This window comes from Acidobacteriaceae bacterium (genome assembly GCA_028283655.1).
Lineage (GTDB): Bacteria > Acidobacteriota > Terriglobia > Terriglobales > Acidobacteriaceae > Granulicella.
The window spans coordinates 2,289,820-2,309,897 of sequence record JAPWKE010000003.1 but is presented as its reverse complement, the minus strand read 5'-3'; the positions used below and the strand labels follow the sequence as shown (position 1 = coordinate 2,309,897).

Annotated in this window: 24 protein-coding genes; 15 read left to right on the top strand and 9 right to left on the bottom strand. The window is 59.3% G+C overall.

The window, feature by feature from the left end; translation table 11 throughout:
• Positions 1-18 precede the first annotated feature (18 nt).
• Entirely contained in the window at positions 19-777 is a 759-nt protein-coding gene (locus tag PW792_12770) for a BON domain-containing protein (GenBank protein ID MDE1162805.1), read from the top strand.
• 31 nt (positions 778-808) lie between these two features.
• The gene (gene ubiA / locus PW792_12765) at positions 809-1,675 is read left to right on the top strand and encodes a putative 4-hydroxybenzoate polyprenyltransferase (GenBank protein MDE1162804.1); all 867 of its coding nucleotides are present in this window, start codon (positions 809-811) and stop codon (positions 1,673-1,675) included.
• 83 nt (positions 1,676-1,758) lie between these two features.
• Here the strand turns inward: ubiA and PW792_12760 are convergent, their stop codons facing one another.
• A complete protein-coding gene (locus PW792_12760; protein MDE1162803.1) occupies positions 1,759-2,079 on the bottom strand; it encodes a CsbD family protein in 321 nt (106 codons plus the stop codon).
• 105 nt (positions 2,080-2,184) lie between these two features.
• Positions 2,185-2,334, bottom strand: a complete 150-nt coding sequence (locus tag PW792_12755; GenBank protein ID MDE1162802.1) for a lmo0937 family membrane protein — start codon at positions 2,332-2,334, stop codon at positions 2,185-2,187.
• A gap of 152 nt (positions 2,335-2,486) precedes the next feature.
• On the opposite strand from PW792_12755, the gene PW792_12750 reads away from it, so the two are divergent.
• The gene (locus PW792_12750; GenBank protein ID MDE1162801.1) at positions 2,487-3,344 is read left to right on the top strand and encodes a prephenate dehydratase domain-containing protein; all 858 of its coding nucleotides are present in this window, start codon (positions 2,487-2,489) and stop codon (positions 3,342-3,344) included.
• Between the two features lie 336 nt (positions 3,345-3,680).
• The gene (gnd, locus tag PW792_12745) at positions 3,681-5,141 is read left to right on the top strand and encodes a decarboxylating NADP(+)-dependent phosphogluconate dehydrogenase (GenBank protein ID MDE1162800.1); all 1,461 of its coding nucleotides are present in this window, start codon (positions 3,681-3,683) and stop codon (positions 5,139-5,141) included.
• Positions 5,142-5,215: 74 nt separating this feature from the next.
• Here the strand turns inward: gnd and PW792_12740 are convergent, their stop codons facing one another.
• The 3 genes from PW792_12740 to PW792_12730 all read right to left on the bottom strand — a co-directional run bounded on the left by PW792_12740 (position 5,216) and on the right by PW792_12730 (position 6,328).
• The gene (locus PW792_12740; GenBank protein MDE1162799.1) at positions 5,216-5,494 is read right to left on the bottom strand and encodes a hypothetical protein; all 279 of its coding nucleotides are present in this window, start codon (positions 5,492-5,494) and stop codon (positions 5,216-5,218) included.
• A gap of 195 nt (positions 5,495-5,689) precedes the next feature.
• Positions 5,690-5,974 (bottom strand): hypothetical protein, encoded by a 285-nt coding sequence (locus tag PW792_12735; protein MDE1162798.1) that lies wholly within the window; start codon positions 5,972-5,974, stop codon positions 5,690-5,692.
• A 183-nt stretch (positions 5,975-6,157) separates the two neighbouring features.
• Positions 6,158-6,328, bottom strand: coding sequence for a hypothetical protein (locus tag PW792_12730; GenBank protein ID MDE1162797.1), 171 nt, complete (start codon positions 6,326-6,328; stop codon positions 6,158-6,160).
• 141 nt (positions 6,329-6,469) lie between these two features.
• On the opposite strand from PW792_12730, the gene PW792_12725 reads away from it, so the two are divergent.
• On the top strand, positions 6,470-6,865 hold the full coding sequence (locus PW792_12725) for an iron-sulfur cluster assembly accessory protein (GenBank protein ID MDE1162796.1): 396 nt from the start codon (positions 6,470-6,472) through the stop codon (positions 6,863-6,865).
• An 85-nt stretch (positions 6,866-6,950) separates the two neighbouring features.
• Here the strand turns inward: PW792_12725 and PW792_12720 are convergent, their stop codons facing one another.
• Complete coding sequence (locus PW792_12720) at positions 6,951-7,976, bottom strand: hypothetical protein (GenBank protein MDE1162795.1); 1,026 nt, start codon at positions 7,974-7,976, stop codon at positions 6,951-6,953.
• 184 nt (positions 7,977-8,160) lie between these two features.
• Here PW792_12720 and PW792_12715 point away from each other — a divergent pair, with 184 nt between their 5' ends.
• The 10 genes from PW792_12715 to PW792_12670 all read left to right on the top strand — a co-directional run bounded on the left by PW792_12715 (position 8,161) and on the right by PW792_12670 (position 18,106).
• Complete coding sequence (locus PW792_12715) at positions 8,161-9,876, top strand: 30S ribosomal protein S1 (protein ID MDE1162794.1); 1,716 nt, start codon at positions 8,161-8,163, stop codon at positions 9,874-9,876.
• A 133-nt stretch (positions 9,877-10,009) separates the two neighbouring features.
• Positions 10,010-11,209: a type II secretion system F family protein gene (locus PW792_12710; protein MDE1162793.1), complete on the top strand. Its 1,200-nt coding sequence runs from the start codon at positions 10,010-10,012 to the stop codon at positions 11,207-11,209.
• Between the two features lie 45 nt (positions 11,210-11,254).
• Positions 11,255-11,515 carry a type II toxin-antitoxin system Phd/YefM family antitoxin gene (locus PW792_12705; protein MDE1162792.1) on the top strand — a complete coding sequence of 87 codons (261 nt, stop codon included), beginning with the start codon at positions 11,255-11,257 and terminating at the stop codon, positions 11,513-11,515.
• The gene (locus PW792_12700; protein ID MDE1162791.1) at positions 11,512-11,901 is read left to right on the top strand and encodes a type II toxin-antitoxin system VapC family toxin; all 390 of its coding nucleotides are present in this window, start codon (positions 11,512-11,514) and stop codon (positions 11,899-11,901) included. The genes PW792_12705 and PW792_12700 overlap by 4 nt, the downstream gene beginning before the upstream one ends.
• 30 nt (positions 11,902-11,931) lie before the next feature.
• The gene (locus PW792_12695; GenBank protein ID MDE1162790.1) at positions 11,932-13,569 is read left to right on the top strand and encodes a GspE/PulE family protein; all 1,638 of its coding nucleotides are present in this window, start codon (positions 11,932-11,934) and stop codon (positions 13,567-13,569) included.
• A 145-nt stretch (positions 13,570-13,714) separates the two neighbouring features.
• The gene (locus PW792_12690; protein MDE1162789.1) at positions 13,715-14,950 is read left to right on the top strand and encodes a hypothetical protein; all 1,236 of its coding nucleotides are present in this window, start codon (positions 13,715-13,717) and stop codon (positions 14,948-14,950) included.
• Positions 14,947-15,828: a PilN domain-containing protein gene (locus PW792_12685; GenBank protein MDE1162788.1), complete on the top strand. Its 882-nt coding sequence runs from the start codon at positions 14,947-14,949 to the stop codon at positions 15,826-15,828. Before PW792_12690 ends, PW792_12685 begins: the two co-directional genes overlap by 4 nt.
• Positions 15,825-16,526 carry a GspMb/PilO family protein gene (locus PW792_12680; GenBank protein ID MDE1162787.1) on the top strand — a complete coding sequence of 234 codons (702 nt, stop codon included), beginning with the start codon at positions 15,825-15,827 and terminating at the stop codon, positions 16,524-16,526. Before PW792_12685 ends, PW792_12680 begins: the two co-directional genes overlap by 4 nt.
• Positions 16,523-17,203 carry a hypothetical protein gene (locus tag PW792_12675; protein ID MDE1162786.1) on the top strand — a complete coding sequence of 227 codons (681 nt, stop codon included), beginning with the start codon at positions 16,523-16,525 and terminating at the stop codon, positions 17,201-17,203. Before PW792_12680 ends, PW792_12675 begins: the two co-directional genes overlap by 4 nt.
• A gap of 9 nt (positions 17,204-17,212) precedes the next feature.
• Positions 17,213-18,106: a type II secretion system protein gene (locus PW792_12670; GenBank protein ID MDE1162785.1), complete on the top strand. Its 894-nt coding sequence runs from the start codon at positions 17,213-17,215 to the stop codon at positions 18,104-18,106.
• 73 nt (positions 18,107-18,179) lie between these two features.
• On the opposite strand, the gene PW792_12665 is transcribed toward PW792_12670, so the two are convergent.
• The 3 genes from PW792_12665 to PW792_12655 are packed head-to-tail and all read right to left on the bottom strand — an operon-like array spanning position 18,180 to position 19,980.
• Positions 18,180-18,353: a hypothetical protein gene (locus PW792_12665; protein MDE1162784.1), complete on the bottom strand. Its 174-nt coding sequence runs from the start codon at positions 18,351-18,353 to the stop codon at positions 18,180-18,182.
• Positions 18,354-18,357: 4 nt separating this feature from the next.
• The gene (locus PW792_12660) at positions 18,358-18,777 is read right to left on the bottom strand and encodes a hypothetical protein (GenBank protein MDE1162783.1); all 420 of its coding nucleotides are present in this window, start codon (positions 18,775-18,777) and stop codon (positions 18,358-18,360) included.
• 27 nt (positions 18,778-18,804) lie between these two features.
• Positions 18,805-19,980, bottom strand: coding sequence for a M24 family metallopeptidase (locus PW792_12655; protein ID MDE1162782.1), 1,176 nt, complete (start codon positions 19,978-19,980; stop codon positions 18,805-18,807).
• Positions 19,981-20,078 lie beyond the last annotated feature (98 nt).

Here is a 20,078-nt window from a genome sequence, read left to right as displayed (position 1 = left end):
TTGGAGAGCTGTATTCAGATGACTACGCTACGGAAGCACGTTCTCGTTCTCGCAATGGTTGCCGTTACAGGCTTCGGAGCCGCAACCTCGCGCGCGCAAAGCGCAAGCGACCAGGCTCTCGACACCCAGGTACACAAGGCCCTCAGCAATAAGCGATTTGGCGAGGTGCAGGTCAGCACGCAGGGTGGCGTCGTCACGCTCAACGGACAGGTTGCTCGCTACTACGACCTCGAGGACGCGGCGAAGAAAGCGGCGAAGGTTCATGGCGTAAGCGGCGTGGCGAACAATCTCACCGTTGGTGGTGCTCGTGTCCCCGATGAGCAGCTCTTTCAGAAGATCTCGCAGAAGCTGCTTTACGACCGCAACGGCTACGGTACGCAGATGTTCAATGTCTTCGCCGTTGGTGTGAAGGACGGTGTCGTCACGGTTGACGGCAGCGTCGTGCAACCGGTCGACAAAGACTCGGCGCTCAATATCGTCAAGGACGAACCCGGCGTGCGTGGTCTCGTGGACCACATTCATGTGCAGCAGCTTTCGCCCAACGACAACCGTATTCGTGTTGACGTGGGGAGAGCTGTGTACGGTGCTCCGCAACTCAACCGCTATGCGTTGAACCCGGCCCGTCCCATTCGCATTTCGGTGGAAGGCGGCCATGTGACGCTCTATGGGGTCGTCGACACGAAGGGGGATCGCGAGGTCGCGGGGATCCGTGCCAACAGCGTTCCGGGTGTCTTCAGCGTCAAGAATCAGATCGCGGTCGCAGGTCAGAGGGAGTAGCTGAGACCGGGCAGGACTAGAATAAGTAGCGATGGAATCCGTTCTTCGCAATACGCGCACGACGCTGGAGATGATCAAGTGGGAGCACTCGATCTTTGCTCTTCCGTTCGCTCTTACGGCTACAGTTCTGGCGGCTGGCGGTTGGCCCAGTTGGCATGTACTCGTCTGGATTGTCTGGTGCATGGTGATGGCTCGTTCGGCGGCGATGGGCTTCAATCGCTGGGCGGATGCTGACATCGATGCTCTGAATCCGCGGACAAAGATTCGCGCCATTCCCGCGGGACAACTCTCGCGCAGCTTTGTGCTTGCCTTCACAATCGTGGCCGCGGCGCTCTTTGTTCTTGGTGCCGCGATGCTCAATCACCTGACGCTGCTGCTATCGCCGGTTGCGTTGCTGGTGGTGCTGGCCTACAGCTACATGAAGCGTATTACGCGCTGGTCGCATCTCGTGCTCGGTCTGGCACTGGGCATCGCGCCTGCTGCCGCGTGGATCGCTGTGCGCGGCTCACTGGACCCGCGCATCATTTTGCTTACGGGCATCGTTCTCCTGTGGGTGGGTGGCTTTGATGTGCTCTACGCCTGCCAGGATTACGAGCATGATGTAAAGGTTGGTTTGAACAGCGTACCCGCAGCCTTCGGCCTGCGCGGAGCGTTCTGGATCGCACGCGTCATGCATCTCGGTATGGCTGTCCTGCTCTTCCTCCTGTGGCATAGCTTTGGGCTTGGGCCGATTGCGCTCGTTGGAGATGCTTTGGTGATTGTTCTGCTGGCCTATGAGCACGCCATCATTTCGCCGAACGATCTGCGCCGCATGAACGCAGCGTTCTTCACGCTCAACGGAATCATCTCGGTGGTGTTCTTCCTGGGCGTGGCGATCGATGTCTTTGTTCGCCGCTAAGGTAAGCGCAAGACAAATGGCCTGCCGATTTGGCAGGCCTTTTGTCTTGTAAGAAGTCAGAATGTAGCAGGAGTAGAAGCAGCCTAAGCTGTCTTCTTGTACTCGTCGCCCTTAACGGCATGAACGACGCTGTCCTTCACGTTCTGCGCGGTGGACGTAATCTTTTCGCGAATGTCGTGCGCATGCTGCTGGGCTTCAGGTTCGTGGCGAGCCTTGAACTCGGCGGACTTGTCGCTGGCCGCTTCCTTCACCGCTCCCCAAGACTGCTCCGCGTGACCTTTTACTTCCTGAGCCGCGCCCTTGTTGGCTGTTTCCTGATCGTTCATTGCATCGCCGAAGGTCTGCTTCACCTTGCCGGCTACTTCATCGAACTTGCCCTTCAACGTCGTTTCAGAAATGCTCATGGCCCTTATCCTTTCGGAGATGCCGGGACTCCACGCCAAGTGAAGTCCCAACACTGTTAGAAAGCGCGAACATTCATTTCGCGCTCGGGAAACGTCTGTACTTCGTTAGATGCCGCGTCGACCTGACAGGAGGTTGAAGATGAGCACAATGATGGCAAGAATCAGCAGAAGGTGAATCCACGAACCGAGAACGTGGAAGCCGACGAAGCCCAAAAGCCAAAGAACCAAAAGAATGATCGTGATTGTCCAAAGCATGATGTGACCTCTCAAATCGCGCACAATAAATGAAGCGTTGCGTCGCAGTGGCAGCCGTGAGTTTTGCACCGATTCGGCGCAGCGGCGCTCGCTATGGTAAGTTGCCGAGAAAGAGTGCGAGGTTGTCCCGTACCGGGATTTCTTGCCGGTTTATGAGGACACAAACAGAAATGATGCAGGACAAGATGCAGCGAATCGCGATTCAGGGAGAGTTTGGGTCGAACAGCCACATGGCTACGCTCGCCATGCTGGGGCAGGTAGACGTCGTACCGTGTGAGGTCTCTGCCGACGTGGTGCGCGCGGTGCTGGCGGGTGAAGTGGATGCTGCCGTGCTGCCGATCGAGAACAGCCTGCATGGCTCAGTCGCGGAGCACTATGACCTGCTGCTGGCGAACCCGCTGCGCCTCGACCGCGAAAGCTCCATGCGCATCGTGCACAATCTGATCGCCGCTCCAGGCGTGCAGCTTGCAGAGATTCGCACCATCCTGTCGCACCCCGTAGCTCTATCGCAGTGCCGCCACTTTCTCGCCGCGCAGAAGGGCGTGCGTGCTGCTTCGTTCTATGACACCGCAGGCAGCGTAAAGCATTTGATGGAGCAGGGCCTTCGCGACACCGCGGCTGTCGCCCCTGTGCTGGCGGCAGAGGTCTACGGTGCGGAGATCCTGGTTCCTGGCATCGAAGACCATCGCGAAAACCACACGCGCTTCCACCTGGTGCGCCGTGCGGCAGACGCTCCGTCTAGTGATGGCGAAGCGAACAAGGCTACCGTTGCCTTCTCGATTGAACACAAGCCGGGGTCGCTGGTCTCGGCCCTCGAAGGCCTCGCCTCAGCCGGAGCCGACCTCACCAAGATCGAGTCCCGCCCCGTCCCCGGCAAGCCCTGGGAGTATGTCTTCCACGTCGACTTCCGCTTCGCTTCGCCTGCCATTGCAGAGGCGGCTATCGAGTCGCTTCGGCGCGTGAGCAGCATGGTGAAAGAGATGGGCCGTTATCGAGCGGCGTCTGCGTAAAGTCTGTTCGTCAACAGCTTGAAAACACCCCGAAATATCGCGTTGCGATGCCTGTTTATCGGCCTCATAAGCAGATTTGATGCATTCATTCGGTTATCGATAACAGCATGGTCTTTTCTGCTTTACATCCATTCCCTCGTGCGCGTAGGTTGGTCGCTCGCTGGCGAAGGCTCGATGTTTTCGTCGCAGGGGCTTGCCCAACAATCAGTCTGACAGGTAGGCTTCCAGCTCATACCGGTATTCCAACCTGTTTGGCGAACCGAAATTGAACGCTTTGACAGCGCTCATGACTCGTCCTGTGCGAGCGTGGAGCGTTGTCCTTGGGAGATGACAAAGATGGCAGAAGCAACGTGTGATATTGGCCTGATCGGCCTGGCCGTAATGGGACAGAACCTCGTACTGAACATGAACGACCACGGCTTTAAGGTGTGCGTGTTCAACCGTACGACCTCGAAGGTCGATGAGTTTCTGGCGCAGGAAGCAAAGGGCACAGCCGTGGAAGGCTCGCACTCGATTGCAGAGATGTGCTCGAAGCTGAAGAGCCCGCGCCGCGTGATGATCATGGTGAAGGCAGGCAAGGTGGTCGACGATACGATTGACCAGATTCTGCCGCATTTGGAAAAGGGCGACATCGTCATCGACGGCGGCAACTCGCTCTACACGGATTCCGAACGTCGCACGAAGGAACTTGCGGCGAAGGGCATTCATTACATCGGCACCGGCGTTTCGGGTGGCGAAGAAGGTGCTCGTTTCGGCCCGTCGATCATGCCCGGTGGCGACCCTGCCGCGTGGCCCGCGGTGAAGCCTATCTTCCAGGCGATTGCCGCCAAGGTGGAAGGCGGAACCCCGTGCTGCGACTGGGTTGGCGAAGGTGGCGCAGGCCACTACGTGAAGATGGTGCACAACGGCATCGAGTACGGCGACATGCAGCTCATCTGCGAGGCCTACCAGCTTCTGCGCGATGGCTACGGCATCACGGCCGACGAGTTTGCCGACATCTTCACCGAGTGGAACAAGGGCGAGCTGGACAGCTTCCTGATCGAGATCTCTTCGATCATCTTCGCGAAGAAGGATGAGGACGGCACGCCGCTCGTAGACAAGATCCTCGACACCGCAGGGCAGAAGGGCACGGGCAAGTGGACGGCAATCTCTGCGCTCGACCTCGGTATGCCCGTAACGTTGATCGGCGAGAGCGTCTTTGCGCGCTGCCTGTCGGCGATCAAGGACGAGCGTGTGAAGGCGTCGAAGGTGCTGGAAGGTCCGCAGACCGTAAAGCAATCTGGCGATAAGGCGGAGTTCGTCGAGAACGTTCGTCGTGCACTGTTCTGCTCGAAGCTCATCAGCTACGCGCAGGGCTACATGCTGCTGCGTGAGTCGGCCAAGGAGATGGGCTGGAACCTGAACATGGGTGGCATTGCGCTGATGTGGCGTGGTGGCTGCATCATCCGCTCGGCCTTCCTCGGCAAGATCAAGGACGCGTATGACGCGAACCCGAACCTCGAAAACCTGCTCATGGATGACTGGTTTGCAGGCGTGCTGAACAAGTACCAGGCAAGCTGGCGCAAAGCGCTGGTGGCGGCAATTGAAGCAGGCGTTCCCACGCCGGCGTTCTCGACGGCGCTCGCGTTCTACGACGGTTACCGTTCGGAGAAGCTTCCGGCGAACCTGCTGCAGGCGCAGCGCGACTTCTTCGGTGCTCACACCTACGAGCGCACGGACAAGCCCCGCGGCGAGTTCTTCCACACGAACTGGACCGGCCGTGGTGGTCGCGTCGCTTCCTCTACCTACAACGCATAATCTGCATCGTTGCAACGCCGAAGGCCCGCTCCATCACTGGAGCGGGCCTTCGACGTTTGAGTGAGCGTTTTGTTTTAGAGCTGATGGACGACGTTGGCGACAGCGAGACCAACGACAGCGATGGTGGTGAGGGCCGCAGCGCCTCCAGCGCCCTGGCAGTACGGCTTCAGACGTTCGACGCGGCGAACGATGTCGGTTTGTTCCTGTTCGCGGAAGTCGGTGCTGCCATCCGAGGAGAGAAAGAGCTGGTCGGTTTCGTGATTGGTAAGGTTTGCGCGATAGACCATCAGCGCAACAAAGGCTGCCACTGATAGTCCCCAAAGCGTGAGTGCGAGCGTTTGCATCGGAGTCATCCCCACAGAACGAATTCTGGTCCGGGATACCGGCGCGCCTTTTGTTTTCAGCGCGTGAGGTAGGCTGGGCCGTGAAGCGCAGTGAGCATACGCCTGTATCTGAAAAAATGTCACGGAAAATGAATGTCGTATTGGGACGGAAAAAGCCCGTTCGCCAGAGCGGCAAACGGGCTTTTTGAAACGATTCAGAGCGTCTTAGTGGAAGTGAACGTACGGCAGGGCGCGGACGACTTCGACGCCCACCAGCAGCATCGTAAGTGCACCGGTCACCACACCGGCCCCCTGGCAGAACGGCTGGATGAAATTGACGCGACGGACGATGTCGTCGTGCTCCTGTTTGCGGAAGGAGTGATCGGCGTTGTCGTCCAGAAAGAGTTCGTCGGTTTCGTGTTGGGTGAGATGGGCACGGTAGACCATCGCAGCGACGAAGGCGGCGAGGGCAGCGCACCACAGGATGGTGAAGACGGTCATGGTTTGCATGGTGTTCCCCCAGAAGTTGAATTCTGGTCCGGGATACCAGGCGGGTCCGAGAAGCAGCTTCGGGCTCGGGAGGTAAGGCGGGCCTGCTACTGGGTACAAACTACTCTTTGGCCGAATAGTTGTCGTGCAGGATCAGGGGAATGTTCACCACATGAAAGTGGCTGTGCGTTCGCGTGGAGTGGTCTAGCTGTGCAGCACGTGATAGAAAAGCGTTCCGACGATGCCGACGGCCACGAGTGCCAGGGCCAGCAGCGCAAGGATAAAGTACGACGCGTGGCGGCGTGTCTTTTCCGTGGGCTGCGTGATGCCGAAAGTGCTGATAAACGCGTTGGCGAGGAACTCCAGCAATGCCATAAGTATTTCCAGTGTAGCTTGTGTGGAGCTGCATCCTTGAGCGGAGCGTTGCATCAGATAAAGGATGTTCGGCCAAATGGCTTGCTGTGCGGTTGCCACAGGTCTAGAATGGCAAAGATAGGTTTTTTGGAGGTTTTCCTTATGTCGACTGTAGCTGTGACTCCTGAAGTAGTGACCGCTCCCGAAGTAGTGACCGGTGCACCGGCCAAGGGCCCGGTGGTTTTGACTGACTCGGCGATCACCAAGGTGAAGGAAATTATGGCAACCCAGGATCCGATTCCTGCAGGTCTGCGCATTGGCGTGGTCGGCGGCGGTTGCTCTGGTTTCCAGTACTCGATGAGCTTTGAGAACGGCGCCGGCATGATGGACAAGGTCGTTAACGTAGGCGATCTGAAGGTTTTCGTCGACGCGACGAGCGCGATGTACCTGAACGGCTGCACGGTGGATTACGTTGAGACCCTTGAGGCTGCTGGCTTCAAGTTCGAGAACCCCCAGGTGAAGTCGACCTGCGGTTGCGGTTCGAGCTTCAGCGTTTAGTTTTTGATTAGTTTTGCAAAAGCCCTCGCTTCGGCGAGGGCTTTGCTGTATTGCAGCGAGCATTGCGACCTGCAAGATCAATTAACTACCGTCCGGCTACCATTTCAGGATCAATGCCGTCCTTAAGCCGACCTTTGTCTCTTTCCGGGAGCTTGCTCCACACGTCCGACGGTATCTTGGTCCAGTCCTTACCGTTGGCGTACCAAGCGTCGAGAGCTTGATGGAGATTCCTAGTGCTTTGGGTGGCTGGATCGGTAGATGCGTGACTCGCGTGGTCGGCCATCTGCTTTCCGAATGTAATCATGTAATCGTTCGTGATTTGATTGAACATGCCCCGTTGCAAAGCGTTCGTGAGAGTTGCATATGCGTCGTCACGCGCTTTATTGACCGCCATTGCCGTATTTCTAAACTGGCTTTCTTCTTCGCTCCCTGTGGCAACCATAAACCGATTCATCGCTAGGTTTGCGTCGCTTAGAAAGCGCTTGACTGCACGGCTCGTTGTTGTAGTTCCGACGTTCAAGACAGAAGTTCCTTGCGAAAGACTGCTGGCGATCTCTTGTAGGGAATACTGAATTGAGCTCGGTTGAGTCGCCGAGCTTTGCGTAGGTTGGCCTAATGGTGCGATTGGAGGAACAAGCGGTAAAGACACCTGCGAGATGCCAAAGGCAAAATCATTAGGAATTGTGTCACGCTTCACTTCGTATTCCAGATCAGGGAAGCTTTTATGTAGCGCCTTGACGAGTCCGTCAGCGAAAGTTCCGGGGTTATGCCAAGCATCAGAGCGAAGCGAGACCACAGCTTCTCCGAAAGTCCCTGTTCCTTCTGCTCTAATGGACATGTACATGCATCCCCACTTTGCTCCTCCCGCAATTAGAGCGGCCTGAATCGTACCTTCCTGTACATTGGTCGATTCGATATGGGACGTCGTTCGAAAACCCCATTTCGTGCCATCCGCAAGGATTGCAGTCTGTTTGAAGATCTGATCAACAGGCCTGTTTGAGTGGAAGGTGGCAGTGGCCCACTTGTCCGCGTGGGCTTGGACGGTCAGTAGAGCAAATGCGATCACCAGCGCCAAGCCCACAATGGGCTTTTTCTTTAGGGGATTGATCATTTCTTGTCCTTGGCGCGAGTTTACTCCGTCACATTCATACATGCCCACTGGAAATACGGACGTCCATCATGAGGTGACCTTGTAAATGACGAGATGGCGACTATTTTCATTCAGTTTGGAGGTTTTTATCGCCGCGAATGTGCCCTACAGAGTTCGGCGGACATGACAAAATAGAGGAGACATCATGGCTGAAGAAACCCTCGAACCCACCGCTCCCTTCGTTGAAGAAACCACCGCAACCCCCGCTGTCGAAGAGACAACGGAGTCTTTTGGCGACGCGTTTGCCGAGTTTGAGCGCACGAACCAGCGCAAGGCTGACGATGGCTCCAAGCAGATTGACGCGACCGTTGTGACGCTCGATGCCGACAGTGTTTTTCTGGATATCGGCTTCAAAACGGAAGGTGTTCTGCCGCGTGCGGCGCTCCCGAACAATGCCGACGAAGTGAATCCGGGTGACCGGATGCTGGTCTCCGTTCGTGGCCGCAATGCTGAGGGCTACTACGAGCTTTCGCGTGTTCGCGTGGTGCAGCCGACGGATTGGTCGACGCTCGTAAAGGCGTTTGAAGAGAAGACGCCGATCACCGGAACGGTGACGGCTGTGGTGAAGGGCGGCGTCAGCGTGGATGTTGGCGTGCGCGCGTTTATGCCCGCTTCCCGCACCGGCACGCGCGATGCTGCCGAGCTGGAGAAGCTGGTTGGGCAGACGATCGCCTGCAACATCATCAAGCTGGATACGGAAGCGCAGGATGTCGTCGTCGATCGCCGCGCGATCCTCGAAGCCGAGCAGAAGGAACTGGCGCAGGCGAAGTTCGCCACGATGTCCGAGGGCGAGATCGTCACGGGCACGGTGCGCAGCCTTGCGAGCTATGGCGCGTTTGTCGACATCGGCGGCATGGATGGCCTGCTGCACGTAAGCGATATCTCGTGGACGCGCATTGCGAAGCCCGAGGACGCGGTCGAAGTGGGCCAGGAGCTGACCCTGAAGGTGTTGAAGATCGATGCGGAGAACAATCGCATCTCGCTTGGCCTGAAGCAGTTGCAGGCTGAGCCGTGGGACGCCGTCCCCGGCAAGTACACCGTTGGCGAGCGCGTAACCGGAACCGTGACGCGCCTGGCAGACTTTGGTGCGTTCGTGGAGCTGGAGCCGGGCATTGAAGGCCTGATCCACGTCTCTGAGATGTCGTGGGTGAAGAAGGTGAAGAAGCCCAGCGACCTGTTGACGGTTGGTGAAACGGTCGAGGCGGCGATTCTGAAGATCGATACCGCGGAGCGTCGTATCTCGCTGGGTCTGAAGCAGGCACTTGGCGACCCGTGGTCGGAAGTTCCGCTGAAGTTCCCCGTGGGCGCAGAGGTCGAAGGTCCTGTGACGCGTCTGGCGACGTTCGGCGCGTTTGTCGAACTGGCCGAGGGCGTTGAAGGCCTCGTCCACATCAGCGAAATCGTCGCCGACAAGCGCCTTGCCCACCCGCAGGATGCGGTTCGCGTGGGCGAGGTCGTTAAAGCTGTTGTGCTGGCGATCGATCCGGAAAAGCGCCAGATCAAGCTGAGCATCAAGCAGCTTCAGCCGACGGGCCTGACGGAGTATCTGGAAGAGCGCCAGGTGGGCGATACCGTTTCGGGGCGCGTCGTCAGCGTCTCGGGCGAGAACGCTGTGGTGGAGCTGGGCGAGGGCATCCGTGCGATCGCTTCGTTGAAGACACAGGCTGCTCCGGCTGCTGCGGCACCCACGGGTGGCGTGCTGGATCTTTCGGCGCTCGGCTCGATGCTGAAGGACCGCTGGAAGACCGGTGGGCCTGTGGCTGGAAGCGCGTCGTCGGCGGTTGAAGCGGGCCAGATCCGCAGTTTCAAGATCACGAAGCTGGACGTTGCGGCCAAGAGCATCGAGCTGCAGCTTGCTTAGGCTCTTCTGGAAGTGAAGTATTCTGCCCCGGCCTTTGGTCGGGGCAGAACGTTTTTACACTTCGGAAACCCGGGACGAAGCGGATTGCTCCTTCGCCCGTCTAAGATGGAAGACACCTGAACGTTGAGCTCTGATGACTGAATTCACTGTAAGACTTGCCGATGACCGCGGCCGCATCCTCGAACAGACCCACGCCGCCGCAACGGCCGATGAGCTGCGCGCCCGCTTCACGCAGGCAGGGTATCTGGTGTACTCGGTCAAGCCGCGATCGACGCTCGGCATCTCGCAGCAGAAGAAGGTCAAGCTCGACGTCTTCCTTATCTACAATCAGCAGTTCCTGACGCTGATCCGCGCCGGTCTGCCGATTCTCGGTTCGCTGGACCTGCTCTCCAAGCGGCAGAAGGACGAGGGCTTCCGCGGGCAGTTGGAAGACGTTGTCGGCCGTGTGAAGACGGGTGAGTCGCTCTCGCAGGCCTTTGAGGCGCAGGGCGGATTTCCGCTGGTGTACACGGTGACGCTGCTCGCGGGCGAACGCTCCGGCAATCTGGAAGAAGTGCTGCAGCGTTTTCTGGACTTCCAGCGAGTTTCGCTGTCGTTCCGCAAGAAACTGAAGGCATCGCTGATCTATCCGGCGTTTCTTGTTGTGATGGTGATCGGCCTGTTCATCTTCCTGGTGACGTTCGTGGTCCCGCGCTTTGCGCAGCTTTACGATCAGCTTGGTACAAAGCTTCCTTCGCTGACGCTGTTGCTGTTGCAGATAGGCCAGTACGCCCAGCATTACGGCATTTACATTGCTGCGGTTGTCGCGCTGATTATTTACGGCATCGTCCGCTGGACGAAGACCGACTCTGGCGCAAACACGATCGACAAGGTGCGCGTGAAGCTGCCGCTGCTGGGGCAGGTGTGGCTGAAGTACCAGGTCGGCCTCTTCTCGCGTACGCTTTCGACGTTGCTGCAGGGCGGTTTGCCGCTGGTGCCAAGCCTTGAAACGGCGGCCCGTTCGATCGATTCGCGCTCCGTGCAGAAGGCGGTTTATACGTCCGTGGAGCAGGTGCGCGAAGGTAAGGGGCTTTCGCTCAGCCTGGCCAATACAGGCGTTTTCCCCGAGCTTGCGATTGAAATGATCGAAGTCGGTGAGTCTACCGGTGCGCTTCCGCAGATGCTGAACTCGGTTGCCGAGTTCTTCGAGGAAGATGTTCAGACCTCGCTTGCGGCGATTATGAGCCTGATTGAGCCCGCCATCCTGATCGTGATGGGTGTTGTCGTCGTCGTGATTCTTATCGCTCTCTACCTGCCGATCTTCAGCCTGAACAGCGTGGGCGGCGGAAACTAGTGGTCAGGTGACCATGGTAAAGTGGTCACGAAGTGGAGGTTGCGCATGAAAACGCTTGGTGCTGCTGCCGCAAAGACGCATTTTCTCGCCCTGCTCGATGAAGTGGAGCAGAAGCGTACGCCGATCATCGTGACGAAAAAGGGGCGACCTGTGGCGAAGATGATTCCGATGCCGCAGCAGGGAAAAGATCCGATCTTCGGTTTTTACAAGGGAAAGATCAAAATTCTGGGCGACATTCTGAAGCCGCGGTTCTCCGACGAGGAGATTGAAGAGTTTGCGAAGCGCGAGGCCTCGCACCTTCGGTGATCCTTCTCGATACTCACGTCGTGCTTTGGCTGGCGCAAGCTCCGGAACTGCTTTCTGCTACGGCGGTGAGCGTTATTGAGGCAGCAAGGCAAGAGGACGGACTCGCCATCTCGGATAAGAGTTTGTGGGAGCTAGCCCAGATTATTGCGGACAAGGATGTGAGTGTTGATCCTTCTCCAGAAGACTTTCTGGAGGCCTGCGCGCAGGTGTTTCAGGTGCTGCCGATTACCCCGGGCATTGCCTGGCGTTCGATGCAGTTCTCGAAAAAGTACCCAAAAGATCCGGCAGACCGCATTATTGCTGCCACGGCGATTGTGCACGGCCTTCCGCTGATCACAAAAGACGGTAAGATTCGCAAATCCGGTGAAGTCGCCTGCATCTGGTGACCGCCAGCATTCTACGGAGTCCAAAAGAGTATGGCCACTGCACCTCCAGTCGCTCAGCCCTATGCCAATGACATGCTTTCGGAGACGGAGCGTGCGCAGCGTCTCGCTCGCCGCTACCATGCCGAGTTTGTCGACCTGAAGAACTTCAAGATCGAGCACGAACTCTTCAAGAGCGTGCCGGTAGACATCATGTTCCGCTACAACTTTGTGCCGCTGGCGCAGCACGAAGGGCGGCTGACGATTGCGGTTGCAGACCCGTCGAAGCTGATGGTGCTGGACGAGATCGCCGGTCTGCTGGGGACCCGTGTGGTCACGCGTGTGGCCACGAGTTCGCAGATTGCCGACATTCTGAAGAAGAGCGAGCAGTCGCAGCGCGTGCTCGACGAAGCGAGCGAAGGCCTTGCGTTCGACGTGCTCTCTGACAACGAGAATGCGGACGAGTCGCTGGCGATCGACAAGCTTGCCGCGGACGACGATATCTCGCCGATTATCCGCCTGGTGGATACGACGATCTTCACCGCGCTTGAGCGGCGCGCTTCGGATATCCATCTTGAAACTTACGATGATTCGCTGCTCGTGAAGTATCGCATCGATGGCGTGCTGCAGCAGGCGATGGCGCCGATTGCACGCGAGCATCACCAGACAATTCTGTCGCGTATCAAGGTCATGAGCGAGCTCGATATTGCTGAGCGCCGCGTGCCGCAGGATGGTCGTTTCCGCGTGCGCTACAAGGGCCGCCTGATCGATTTCCGTGTGTCGATTATGCCGACCGTGCATGGCGAAAACGCTGTGTTGCGTGTGCTGGATAAAGAGTCGATGTCGGAGAAGTTCACCAAGCTGTCGCTGGACGTGGTGGGCTTTGCGGAGAAGGACCTCGCGCGCTTCCGCCGGTACATCAAGGAGCCGTACGGCATGGTGCTCGTGACCGGGCCGACGGGTTCGGGCAAAACGACAACGCTGTACGCGGCGCTGAATGAGATCAAGAGCGAAGAAGACAAGATCATCACGATCGAAGACCCGGTCGAGTACCAGATTCGCGGCATCACGCAGATCCCGGTGAATGAGAAGAAGGGCCTGACGTTTGCGCGTGGTCTGCGCTCGATTTTGCGTCATGATCCGGACAAGATTCTGGTCGGCGAAATTCGTGATGCGGAGACGGCGCAGATCGCCATCAACTCAGCGCTGACGGGGCATCTGGTGTTCACTACGGTCCATGCGAACAATGTGGTCGACGTGCTGGGCCGATTCCTGAACATGGGGGTTGAGCCTTACAACTTTGTGTCGGCGCTGAACTGCATTCTGGCGCAGCGACTGGTGCGTCAGATCTGCGAATTTTGCGTGCAAACGGTACATTTCACGGACGACGAGCTGATTGAAAATGGTCTGAATCCTGAGGAGTGGCGTGACGTGGACTTCAAGGAAGGTCCGGGTTGCATCGAGTGCGGCGGCACGGGATATCGTGGCCGGTCGGCGATCCATGAGCTGCTGGAACTGGACGACGAGATCCGCGAAATGCTGCTGGAGAAGCGGCCGGGCTCGGAGATTCGAAAGAAGGCCAAAGCGAAGGGCATGGCGTTCCTGCGTGACTCGGCTTTGGAGCGTGTTCGCGACGGTATTACGACGCTGCGCGAGATCAACAAGGTCACGTTTGTTGAGGCGGGAAGGTAGTTCTGTGGTGTGCCGTCGACGGGCTGGGTTTGTCGGCGGCGCAATACAGTTTTGCGGGATCGCATAACGTCTGGCGCGCGGCTGCGTCCAACCGAAAGCAAACACTACAAATCAGGCGTTGGCCGGTACACTAGACAGAGCTTCGATGAACTTCTTACCTAAAGCTTCAGGAACGCGTCCCCGGGTGGCGTGCGAAATCGCCCCGCAGGGTGTGACCGCTGCGCGTTCCGATGCCACGATCGGCCCGGTTTCGGCGGTCGCTTCTGTGCCGCTTGAGCATGGCGCGATGGCGCCGGGGCTCAAGCCGGGCAACCTGGTCGACCGTGTGGCCATTGCCGCTGCCTTTCTCAAGGTGATGGAAGAGGTTGGCGCACGTCCGAACACTCGGACCTCCGACGTCACTGTCATCATCCCGGACGGCGCGTGCCGCGTGTTGTTGCTGGACTTTGATTCGCTGCCCAGCAAGCTGTCCGAGGCGCTGCCGCTGGTGCGTTTCCGCCTGAAGAAGCTGGTGCCGTTCGACGCAGACAGCGCGATGGTGACGTTCCAGGTGATGAGCCACAGCAAGCAGCTTACGCGCGTGCTGGCGGTTGCCATTCCGCGCGACGTGCTGGCCGAGTACGAAGATATTGCCCGCGAAGCCGGGTTTGAGGCGGGGGCGGTGCTGCCGAGCACGCTGGCGTCTCTGGCAGGGCTGGATGAGACTTCGCCGACGATGACCGTCAACGTAGGCGCACTGAGCGTAACGACGGCGATCACTCGCGATGGCTTGCTGCTGCTGCATCGCACGGTGGACCTGCAGATAGAGCCGGCAGGCGTTCCGATGAACATCGCTCCTGAGCTGCTGGAGCCTTCGCTGCCGGCAGAGTTCGCGGCGTTGCCGCTGGTTTCGCTGGAAGATACTCAGGCCGAGTGGGCCGCGCAGGAAGCCCTGCCCGAGCATGGTCGCAATCCTTACGCACCGTTCGATCAGGAAGAGTCCGCTGTGCAGAATATTGACGGCATCACGTCGCTGCCGGTGCCTCCGGTTTTTGCGGATCTTGAGCCTTCATCGCATCATCATGAGACAGACGATTCGATCTCGTCCCATGCCGGGGAAGCGTTGCCGCCGAGTGAGTTTTCGCTTGAAGTGGCGCAGGCTGTGAACGTGGCTGCGGCGTACTTTGAGGACACCCTGGCGGAGATGCCTTCCACGATTCTTTGCGGAGGTACGCTTTCTGCGTCCTCGTTCCAGCGAATGCTGGAGGCGCAGGGCGTGGCGGAGGCGAATGGGATGCGTGTTCGCGAGCTGGTTTCTTCGGAAGCTGTGTCTGCCGAGGCTGTTTCCTCGCGCATCCCGCGCGGCTGGATGGCCGGGGTGGTAGGAGCGTTGCGCGGATGAAAATTCAAGTCAATCTAGCGACGCGTCCTTACGTTGAACTGCGCCCGTTCTTTCTGCGCCTGCGTATTGCCATGGCGCTGCTTGCCCTGGTGGCTGTGGGGCTGGGCGTTGCGGTGCATATCTTCTCCGGCAAGCTGAGTGTGGCGGAGCAACAGATCGACAAGGTTCATGCGGCGACGCTGAAGACGCAGGCGGAACGTACGCGTGTTGAAACTCGGATGCGCCAGCCGGATAACGCCGAAGTGCTTGACCGTGCTCACTTCCTGAACAACCTCTTCCTGCGCAAGAGCTTTTCCTGGACCGCGGTGATGATGGACCTTGAGCAGGTTCTGCCGACCGGAGTGCAGGTGACGGCGATTGAGCCTCAGGTAACGCAGGAAGGCGACGTGGTGATCCGGCTTCGCGTGGGCGGCGATCGTGACCGCGCCGTGCTGCTGGTTCGCAACCTGGAGCGTTCGCGGCGATTCCTGCAGCCTCGTCTGAACGGCGAAGCGACGCAGTCGAAGGAAGCTGGAACGAACGGCCGTCCGGCGAATCCGTCGGTTCCTGCGGGCGTAGAGTTCGATATCCTCGCGAACTACAACCCGCTGCCGCCGAACGAGGCTTACAGCTATCCGAAGCCGCATCTTGGCGAAGTGGCCGCGCCCGTAGCGGTGGTACCTGTGCCGCGTGCAGCGGCGGTTCCTCCGGCACGTCCTGCGGCGCAGGCACCGCGAGCGGCTCTCGTTGGACCGCCTCGGCCGTCCAGCCAACCCAACGTCAACGCGCCAAACGGCGGCTTCCATGGGCCTGACGGCCGCTTTCCACGCAATGGGATGAGGCTTCCGCCGTACAACGGACAGGGCGGCCCCGGGCCGCAGCAGGGAGGTGCTCGATGAGCTCAACTGTACCGGCACTTCCTCCTCCGAACAGCTCTTCGGTGATGTCTCGTATTCCACGTCTGACCGCTCAGGCGCGCGCCATGCTGACGGAGTTGAACCTGCACTTTGCCGGGATCGCCGCACTGGCTGTCGTGGTTCTGTATCTGCTGGTGCACTTCTTCGTGGTGTGGGGCTCGTTGAAGTCGCATGACGCCGAGGCGCTTGCCGGGGAGAAGGCGCAGTATCGTGCTGCCGAGATCGCTGCGCAGCCGCTTCGCGGGCTCGATAGCAAGGTCGTAAAGTCGACGGCGGATGCGGACAGCTTCTATGCCGACCGTCTGCCATACGCGTACTCACAGGTGGCTTCCGAGCTGGGCGTGCTTTCGAAGAAGGCTGGCGTGCGTCTTACCCGCGTGCAGTACGGACAACAGCCTGCGCTGACGGGCAAGAACGATGCGCTGACCGAGGTCAAGATGGATGCGAGCATCTCTGGCGACTACCGCCCGGTGGTGCAGTTCCTGAACTCGCTTGAGCGCGACCACATGTTCTTTGTCATCGGCGGCATCAACATCACGGGCCAGCAGACCGGGCAGGTGAACCTGCGTATCCGGTTGACGACGTACCTGCGCCAGCCGAACGTCGAAGAGTCGACCAAGGAACTGCCGGAGACGACGGATAAGCCGGAAGTCAAGAAGAGTGCGGGAGGTGCGCGATGAAGGGTGGCGCAGAGAACCGCAAAAAGACAATTACCGCCGGCGCACTGGGAGCTGTCGCGTTGCTCTGCGTGGGCTATGCGTACTTCGAGCTCTTCGGGGGATCGTCGGCGCCGCCTCCACAGCCGCATCCGCAGACTGTAGCGGCCACGCCGTCGCGCGGCACCACGACAACTTCGAAGTCCACGTCGAGCAATCCTCGTGGAAGCTCTTCGACGGCTGCTGCTGCGGGCGTTCCTGCCGCGAAGCTTGCGAGCAGCGCGGCGGGACTCGATCCGACTCTGGATGAGGTCGCGATGCTGCGTACGGAGTCGCTGGCGTACTCCGGGTCGGGGCGCAACATCTTCTCGTTGAACTCGGTCGTGGAGTTGCCAACGGACGTGCCTGCGGCCCGTCCTGTGAAGGCCGTGAAGCTGCCGCCTGCACCGCCTCCGGGGCCGCCGCCACCACCGCCAACGTGCCCACCGACGTGTCCGCCGATCAACCTGAAGTTCTTTGGCACGCAGAAGGATGAGGACGGCAGTATGCACGCGTTCTTCCTGGGCGGCGATGATGTGTACTTCGCGAATCAGGGTGAGATTGTGGCCCGTAAGTACAAGATCGTTTCTATCGGCACGAACTCTGCTCAGGTGGAAGATCTTCAAAACAAGAACACGCAGTCCCTGCCGCTGCAGCACTAATCGTCAGCCATGGCTCATCACGATCGCCAACACGCTACCGCATCCACAGCTTCGAACCCTGAAGCCGGGTTCATGCTGCTGGCGGTGATCGTGATGGCGGCTGTGATTTTGATTGCGCTTTCGGTGGCTGCACCGATTATTGCCAAGGACCTGCGCCGCGATAAGGAAGTAGAAAGTGTGCACCGTGCCAATGAGTACGTGCGCGCGATCCAGCTTTATTACCGCAAGAACAATACCTATCCGGCGTCGATCAAGGTGCTGGAAAACACCAACAACGTGCGCTACCTGCGGCAGAAGTACGTTGATCCGCTGACGGGCAAAGACGATTGGCGGCTGATCCACCAGGGCGAGCAGAAGACGACGATCAAGGGCTTCTTTGGCAAGGAGCTTACGGGCATCGCGGGCGGTGGCGGCGGGATGGGGTCGGCTGCGGGAATTTCTTCCCCGGTGGGCGGTACCTCGTCCACCACGATCAGCGCGGGCGGTCTTGCGGGCGGCTTTGATCAGGCGACGATCGGTGGAACGTCCGGCTCGACGGGATCTACTGGAGCCAGTGGAGCATCGGGCAGTTCGGGAACAGGTATGTTTGGCGACGGGACGGGCGGCATCATCGTCGGTGTCGGCACGTCGCGCAGCGGATCGTCGATTCTGACGCCGAACGGGCAGGACACCTACGAGACGTGGGAGTTCTGGTATGACCCGCGCATTGAACTGCTGAAGCAGAAGGTCAGCATCCTGGGCGGCGGCATGAGTTCGCAGTCGGCGACAGGGCTGGGCAGTAGCTCTGGTTTGACAGGGGACTCTGGATCTACGGGGGCGACAGGATCGACGGGCTCTGCGTTTGGATCAGGGTCGAGTTTTGGCTCTGGATCGAGCTTTGGCTCATCGAGCTCGACTCCGTAGAGCATGGCGTTTTGAAGAAGACGCACGAAGGGCATGGCAGAAGCCATGCCCTTTGCTTTTCTTCGAAGTCGAGTTAGCGTTTGATCGCGAACATGATCCAGCTACCGAGGATGACCGCGCCGGTAAACAGGATAAAGCAGTAAGCGCCGAAGCGGATCATCATCTTGGGCTGCGAACGTTGTGTGATGCCAAAGACAACCGAGGTGAAGAGCGCGAAGAGCAGGACAGCGGAGAAGTGGCTCAGCATGTGTTTACGAAGCCTTCCTTCCGTTAGCCAGCGAGTAGGCGTCGACGGCGGCGATCAGGTTCAGCAGACCAGCGCAGACGAGGAACTTGCTGCCGTAGTCGGCCATCGTGTTGATGGCAGAGGTCGCGCCCCAGCCCAGGCCTTTGGCCAGCGCATAGAGCAGGCCCATGCCAAGCTGTCCCGCGAAGCAGAGCATGTCGAGAATGTCGCCCGTGCCGGGAGAGTAGATCTTGCCCGCCAGCGCGAGTCCCGTGAGGAACATGCCGAGGATGGAGACGAAGAGCAGCGCCGCGCGGATGGGCTTGCCCACCACGAGGTGTCCGGCGCCGGGTACGATCCATCCGGCAAGCAACGCGAGCGTTGGAAGGGAAGACTTCTCGCCGGGAATACGCTGGGCGATCTGTTTGGAATCCGCAGTGGCCATCGGTGTGATTCTAGCAGTTGAGCCGCATCAGATGCGGACGAGTTCTGTCTGGCGAGGGCCGGTGACTTCGGCTTTGCCGGGGCGCGTCATCATGTTCACCTCGCTGCGTACGCCGAACTCGCCGGGGAAGTAGATGCCGGGCTCGACGGAGAAGCAGGTGTTGGGCAGCAGCAGACGCTCGTCGTGCGTCTCCAGGTTGTCGAGGTGTGCTCCGTTGCCGTGCAGTTCCACTGCGATGTTGTGGCCGGTGCGATGCGTGAACCACTCCCCGAAGCCAGCGTTGCGGATGACGTTACGTGCCGCGTCGTCGGCCTGCCAGCCTGCGATGGCGGTGCCTGCTGCGTACGCAGCCTCGACGGCGTTGATGGCGGCGTCGCGCGCGTCGCGCACGGTGCTGAAGATCAGCTGCTCGCGCTCGGTGGGTTCACGGTCGACGACGCCGGTCCAGGTGATGTCGTACCAGACCGATTTCGGGTCGCTGGCGAGCTTGGCCCAGACGTCGATGAGGACGAAGTCTCCGCGCTGGATCTGTCGCGAGCTTTCAGCGGTCGGCTCATAGTGCGAGTCTGCAGAGTTAGGCCCTGCCGAGCAGTTGGGACCATGGTCGGTCCAGAGGCCTTCGCGCTCCATGCCTGCAAGCAGAAGGTTTACGACGTCCATCTCACCGATAGCGCGGCCCGCACGAACCTCGGTGCCGATGTGCTTCCATGTCGCCTGCAGGATGCTATCGAGCTTTTGTTGTGCAACGTAGTGGGTGGCGATCTGCTCTTCGCTGAGGACAGCTTCGAAGATGCTGACGAGGTCGGCGGAGGAGCGCACGTCCTTGCCGAAGGAGCGCACGAGTTCCACCGTGCCTGCGTCGACCATCGAGACGTACATGATCGCGTTGCGCGGCGAGTACTGCATCGCCACGGTACGCGAGCCGCCAAGCAGGGCTGCAAGCTTCGCTTCAAGCTCCTGCCAGGACGAGTACTGCTCCTTCATGCCGGGCAGCGCGTCGAGCTTGCCCGACTCGATGCGATGGACGAGCTTCTTCGGCTCGCCGTAGGCCGGCACGAAGTAGAACCAGCGCCGCGAGACGAAGCTCTTTTCGTCGAGCCCGAGGATGCGGTAGGCGATGGGGTCGCGGTGGTGGTGATCGTAGAACAGCCAGCCATCGAGCTTCTGTTCCCTGAGCGCAGCCTGCAGAGCATTCAAATCCATAGCCTGCTCAGTATCTCGCGTTTTTGCCTCGCTGACATAACCGTGACAAAGCGTGTGATGGCCGTCACCGCGCAGGAATGCAAACGGCGCGATCCTCA

What these genes read in the sequence shown, in the direction of transcription:
- PW792_12735 (MDE1162798.1), bottom strand. Translation starts at nt 5,974, where the DNA reads ATGCAAACCATGACCGTCTTCACCATCCTGTGGTGCGCTGCCCTCGCC.
- PW792_12710 (MDE1162793.1), top strand. Translation starts at nt 10,010, where the DNA reads ATGACTGAATTCACTGTAAGACTTGCCGATGACCGCGGCCGCATCCTC.
- PW792_12675 (MDE1162786.1), top strand. Translation starts at nt 16,523, where the DNA reads ATGAAGGGTGGCGCAGAGAACCGCAAAAAGACAATTACCGCCGGCGCA.
- PW792_12770 (MDE1162805.1), top strand. Translation starts at nt 19, where the DNA reads ATGACTACGCTACGGAAGCACGTTCTCGTTCTCGCAATGGTTGCCGTT.
- gnd (MDE1162800.1), top strand. Translation starts at nt 3,681, where the DNA reads ATGGCAGAAGCAACGTGTGATATTGGCCTGATCGGCCTGGCCGTAATG.
- PW792_12680 (MDE1162787.1), top strand. Translation starts at nt 15,825, where the DNA reads ATGAGCTCAACTGTACCGGCACTTCCTCCTCCGAACAGCTCTTCGGTG.
- PW792_12755 (MDE1162802.1), bottom strand. Translation starts at nt 2,334, where the DNA reads ATGCTTTGGACAATCACGATCATTCTTTTGGTTCTTTGGCTTTTGGGC.
- PW792_12720 (MDE1162795.1), bottom strand. Translation starts at nt 7,976, where the DNA reads ATGATCAATCCCCTAAAGAAAAAGCCCATTGTGGGCTTGGCGCTGGTG.
- PW792_12760 (MDE1162803.1), bottom strand. Translation starts at nt 2,079, where the DNA reads ATGAGCATTTCTGAAACGACGTTGAAGGGCAAGTTCGATGAAGTAGCC.
- PW792_12730 (MDE1162797.1), bottom strand. Translation starts at nt 6,328, where the DNA reads ATGGCATTGCTGGAGTTCCTCGCCAACGCGTTTATCAGCACTTTCGGC.
- PW792_12685 (MDE1162788.1), top strand. Translation starts at nt 14,947, where the DNA reads ATGAAAATTCAAGTCAATCTAGCGACGCGTCCTTACGTTGAACTGCGC.
- PW792_12660 (MDE1162783.1), bottom strand. Translation starts at nt 18,777, where the DNA reads ATGGCCACTGCGGATTCCAAACAGATCGCCCAGCGTATTCCCGGCGAG.
- PW792_12690 (MDE1162789.1), top strand. Translation starts at nt 13,715, where the DNA reads ATGAACTTCTTACCTAAAGCTTCAGGAACGCGTCCCCGGGTGGCGTGC.
- PW792_12750 (MDE1162801.1), top strand. Translation starts at nt 2,487, where the DNA reads ATGAGGACACAAACAGAAATGATGCAGGACAAGATGCAGCGAATCGCG.
- PW792_12695 (MDE1162790.1), top strand. Translation starts at nt 11,932, where the DNA reads ATGGCCACTGCACCTCCAGTCGCTCAGCCCTATGCCAATGACATGCTT.
- PW792_12715 (MDE1162794.1), top strand. Translation starts at nt 8,161, where the DNA reads ATGGCTGAAGAAACCCTCGAACCCACCGCTCCCTTCGTTGAAGAAACC.
- PW792_12655 (MDE1162782.1), bottom strand. Translation starts at nt 19,980, where the DNA reads ATGGATTTGAATGCTCTGCAGGCTGCGCTCAGGGAACAGAAGCTCGAT.
- PW792_12670 (MDE1162785.1), top strand. Translation starts at nt 17,213, where the DNA reads ATGGCTCATCACGATCGCCAACACGCTACCGCATCCACAGCTTCGAAC.
- PW792_12725 (MDE1162796.1), top strand. Translation starts at nt 6,470, where the DNA reads ATGTCGACTGTAGCTGTGACTCCTGAAGTAGTGACCGCTCCCGAAGTA.
- PW792_12705 (MDE1162792.1), top strand. Translation starts at nt 11,255, where the DNA reads ATGAAAACGCTTGGTGCTGCTGCCGCAAAGACGCATTTTCTCGCCCTG.
- PW792_12740 (MDE1162799.1), bottom strand. Translation starts at nt 5,494, where the DNA reads ATGACTCCGATGCAAACGCTCGCACTCACGCTTTGGGGACTATCAGTG.
- ubiA (MDE1162804.1), top strand. Translation starts at nt 809, where the DNA reads ATGGAATCCGTTCTTCGCAATACGCGCACGACGCTGGAGATGATCAAG.
- PW792_12665 (MDE1162784.1), bottom strand. Translation starts at nt 18,353, where the DNA reads ATGCTGAGCCACTTCTCCGCTGTCCTGCTCTTCGCGCTCTTCACCTCG.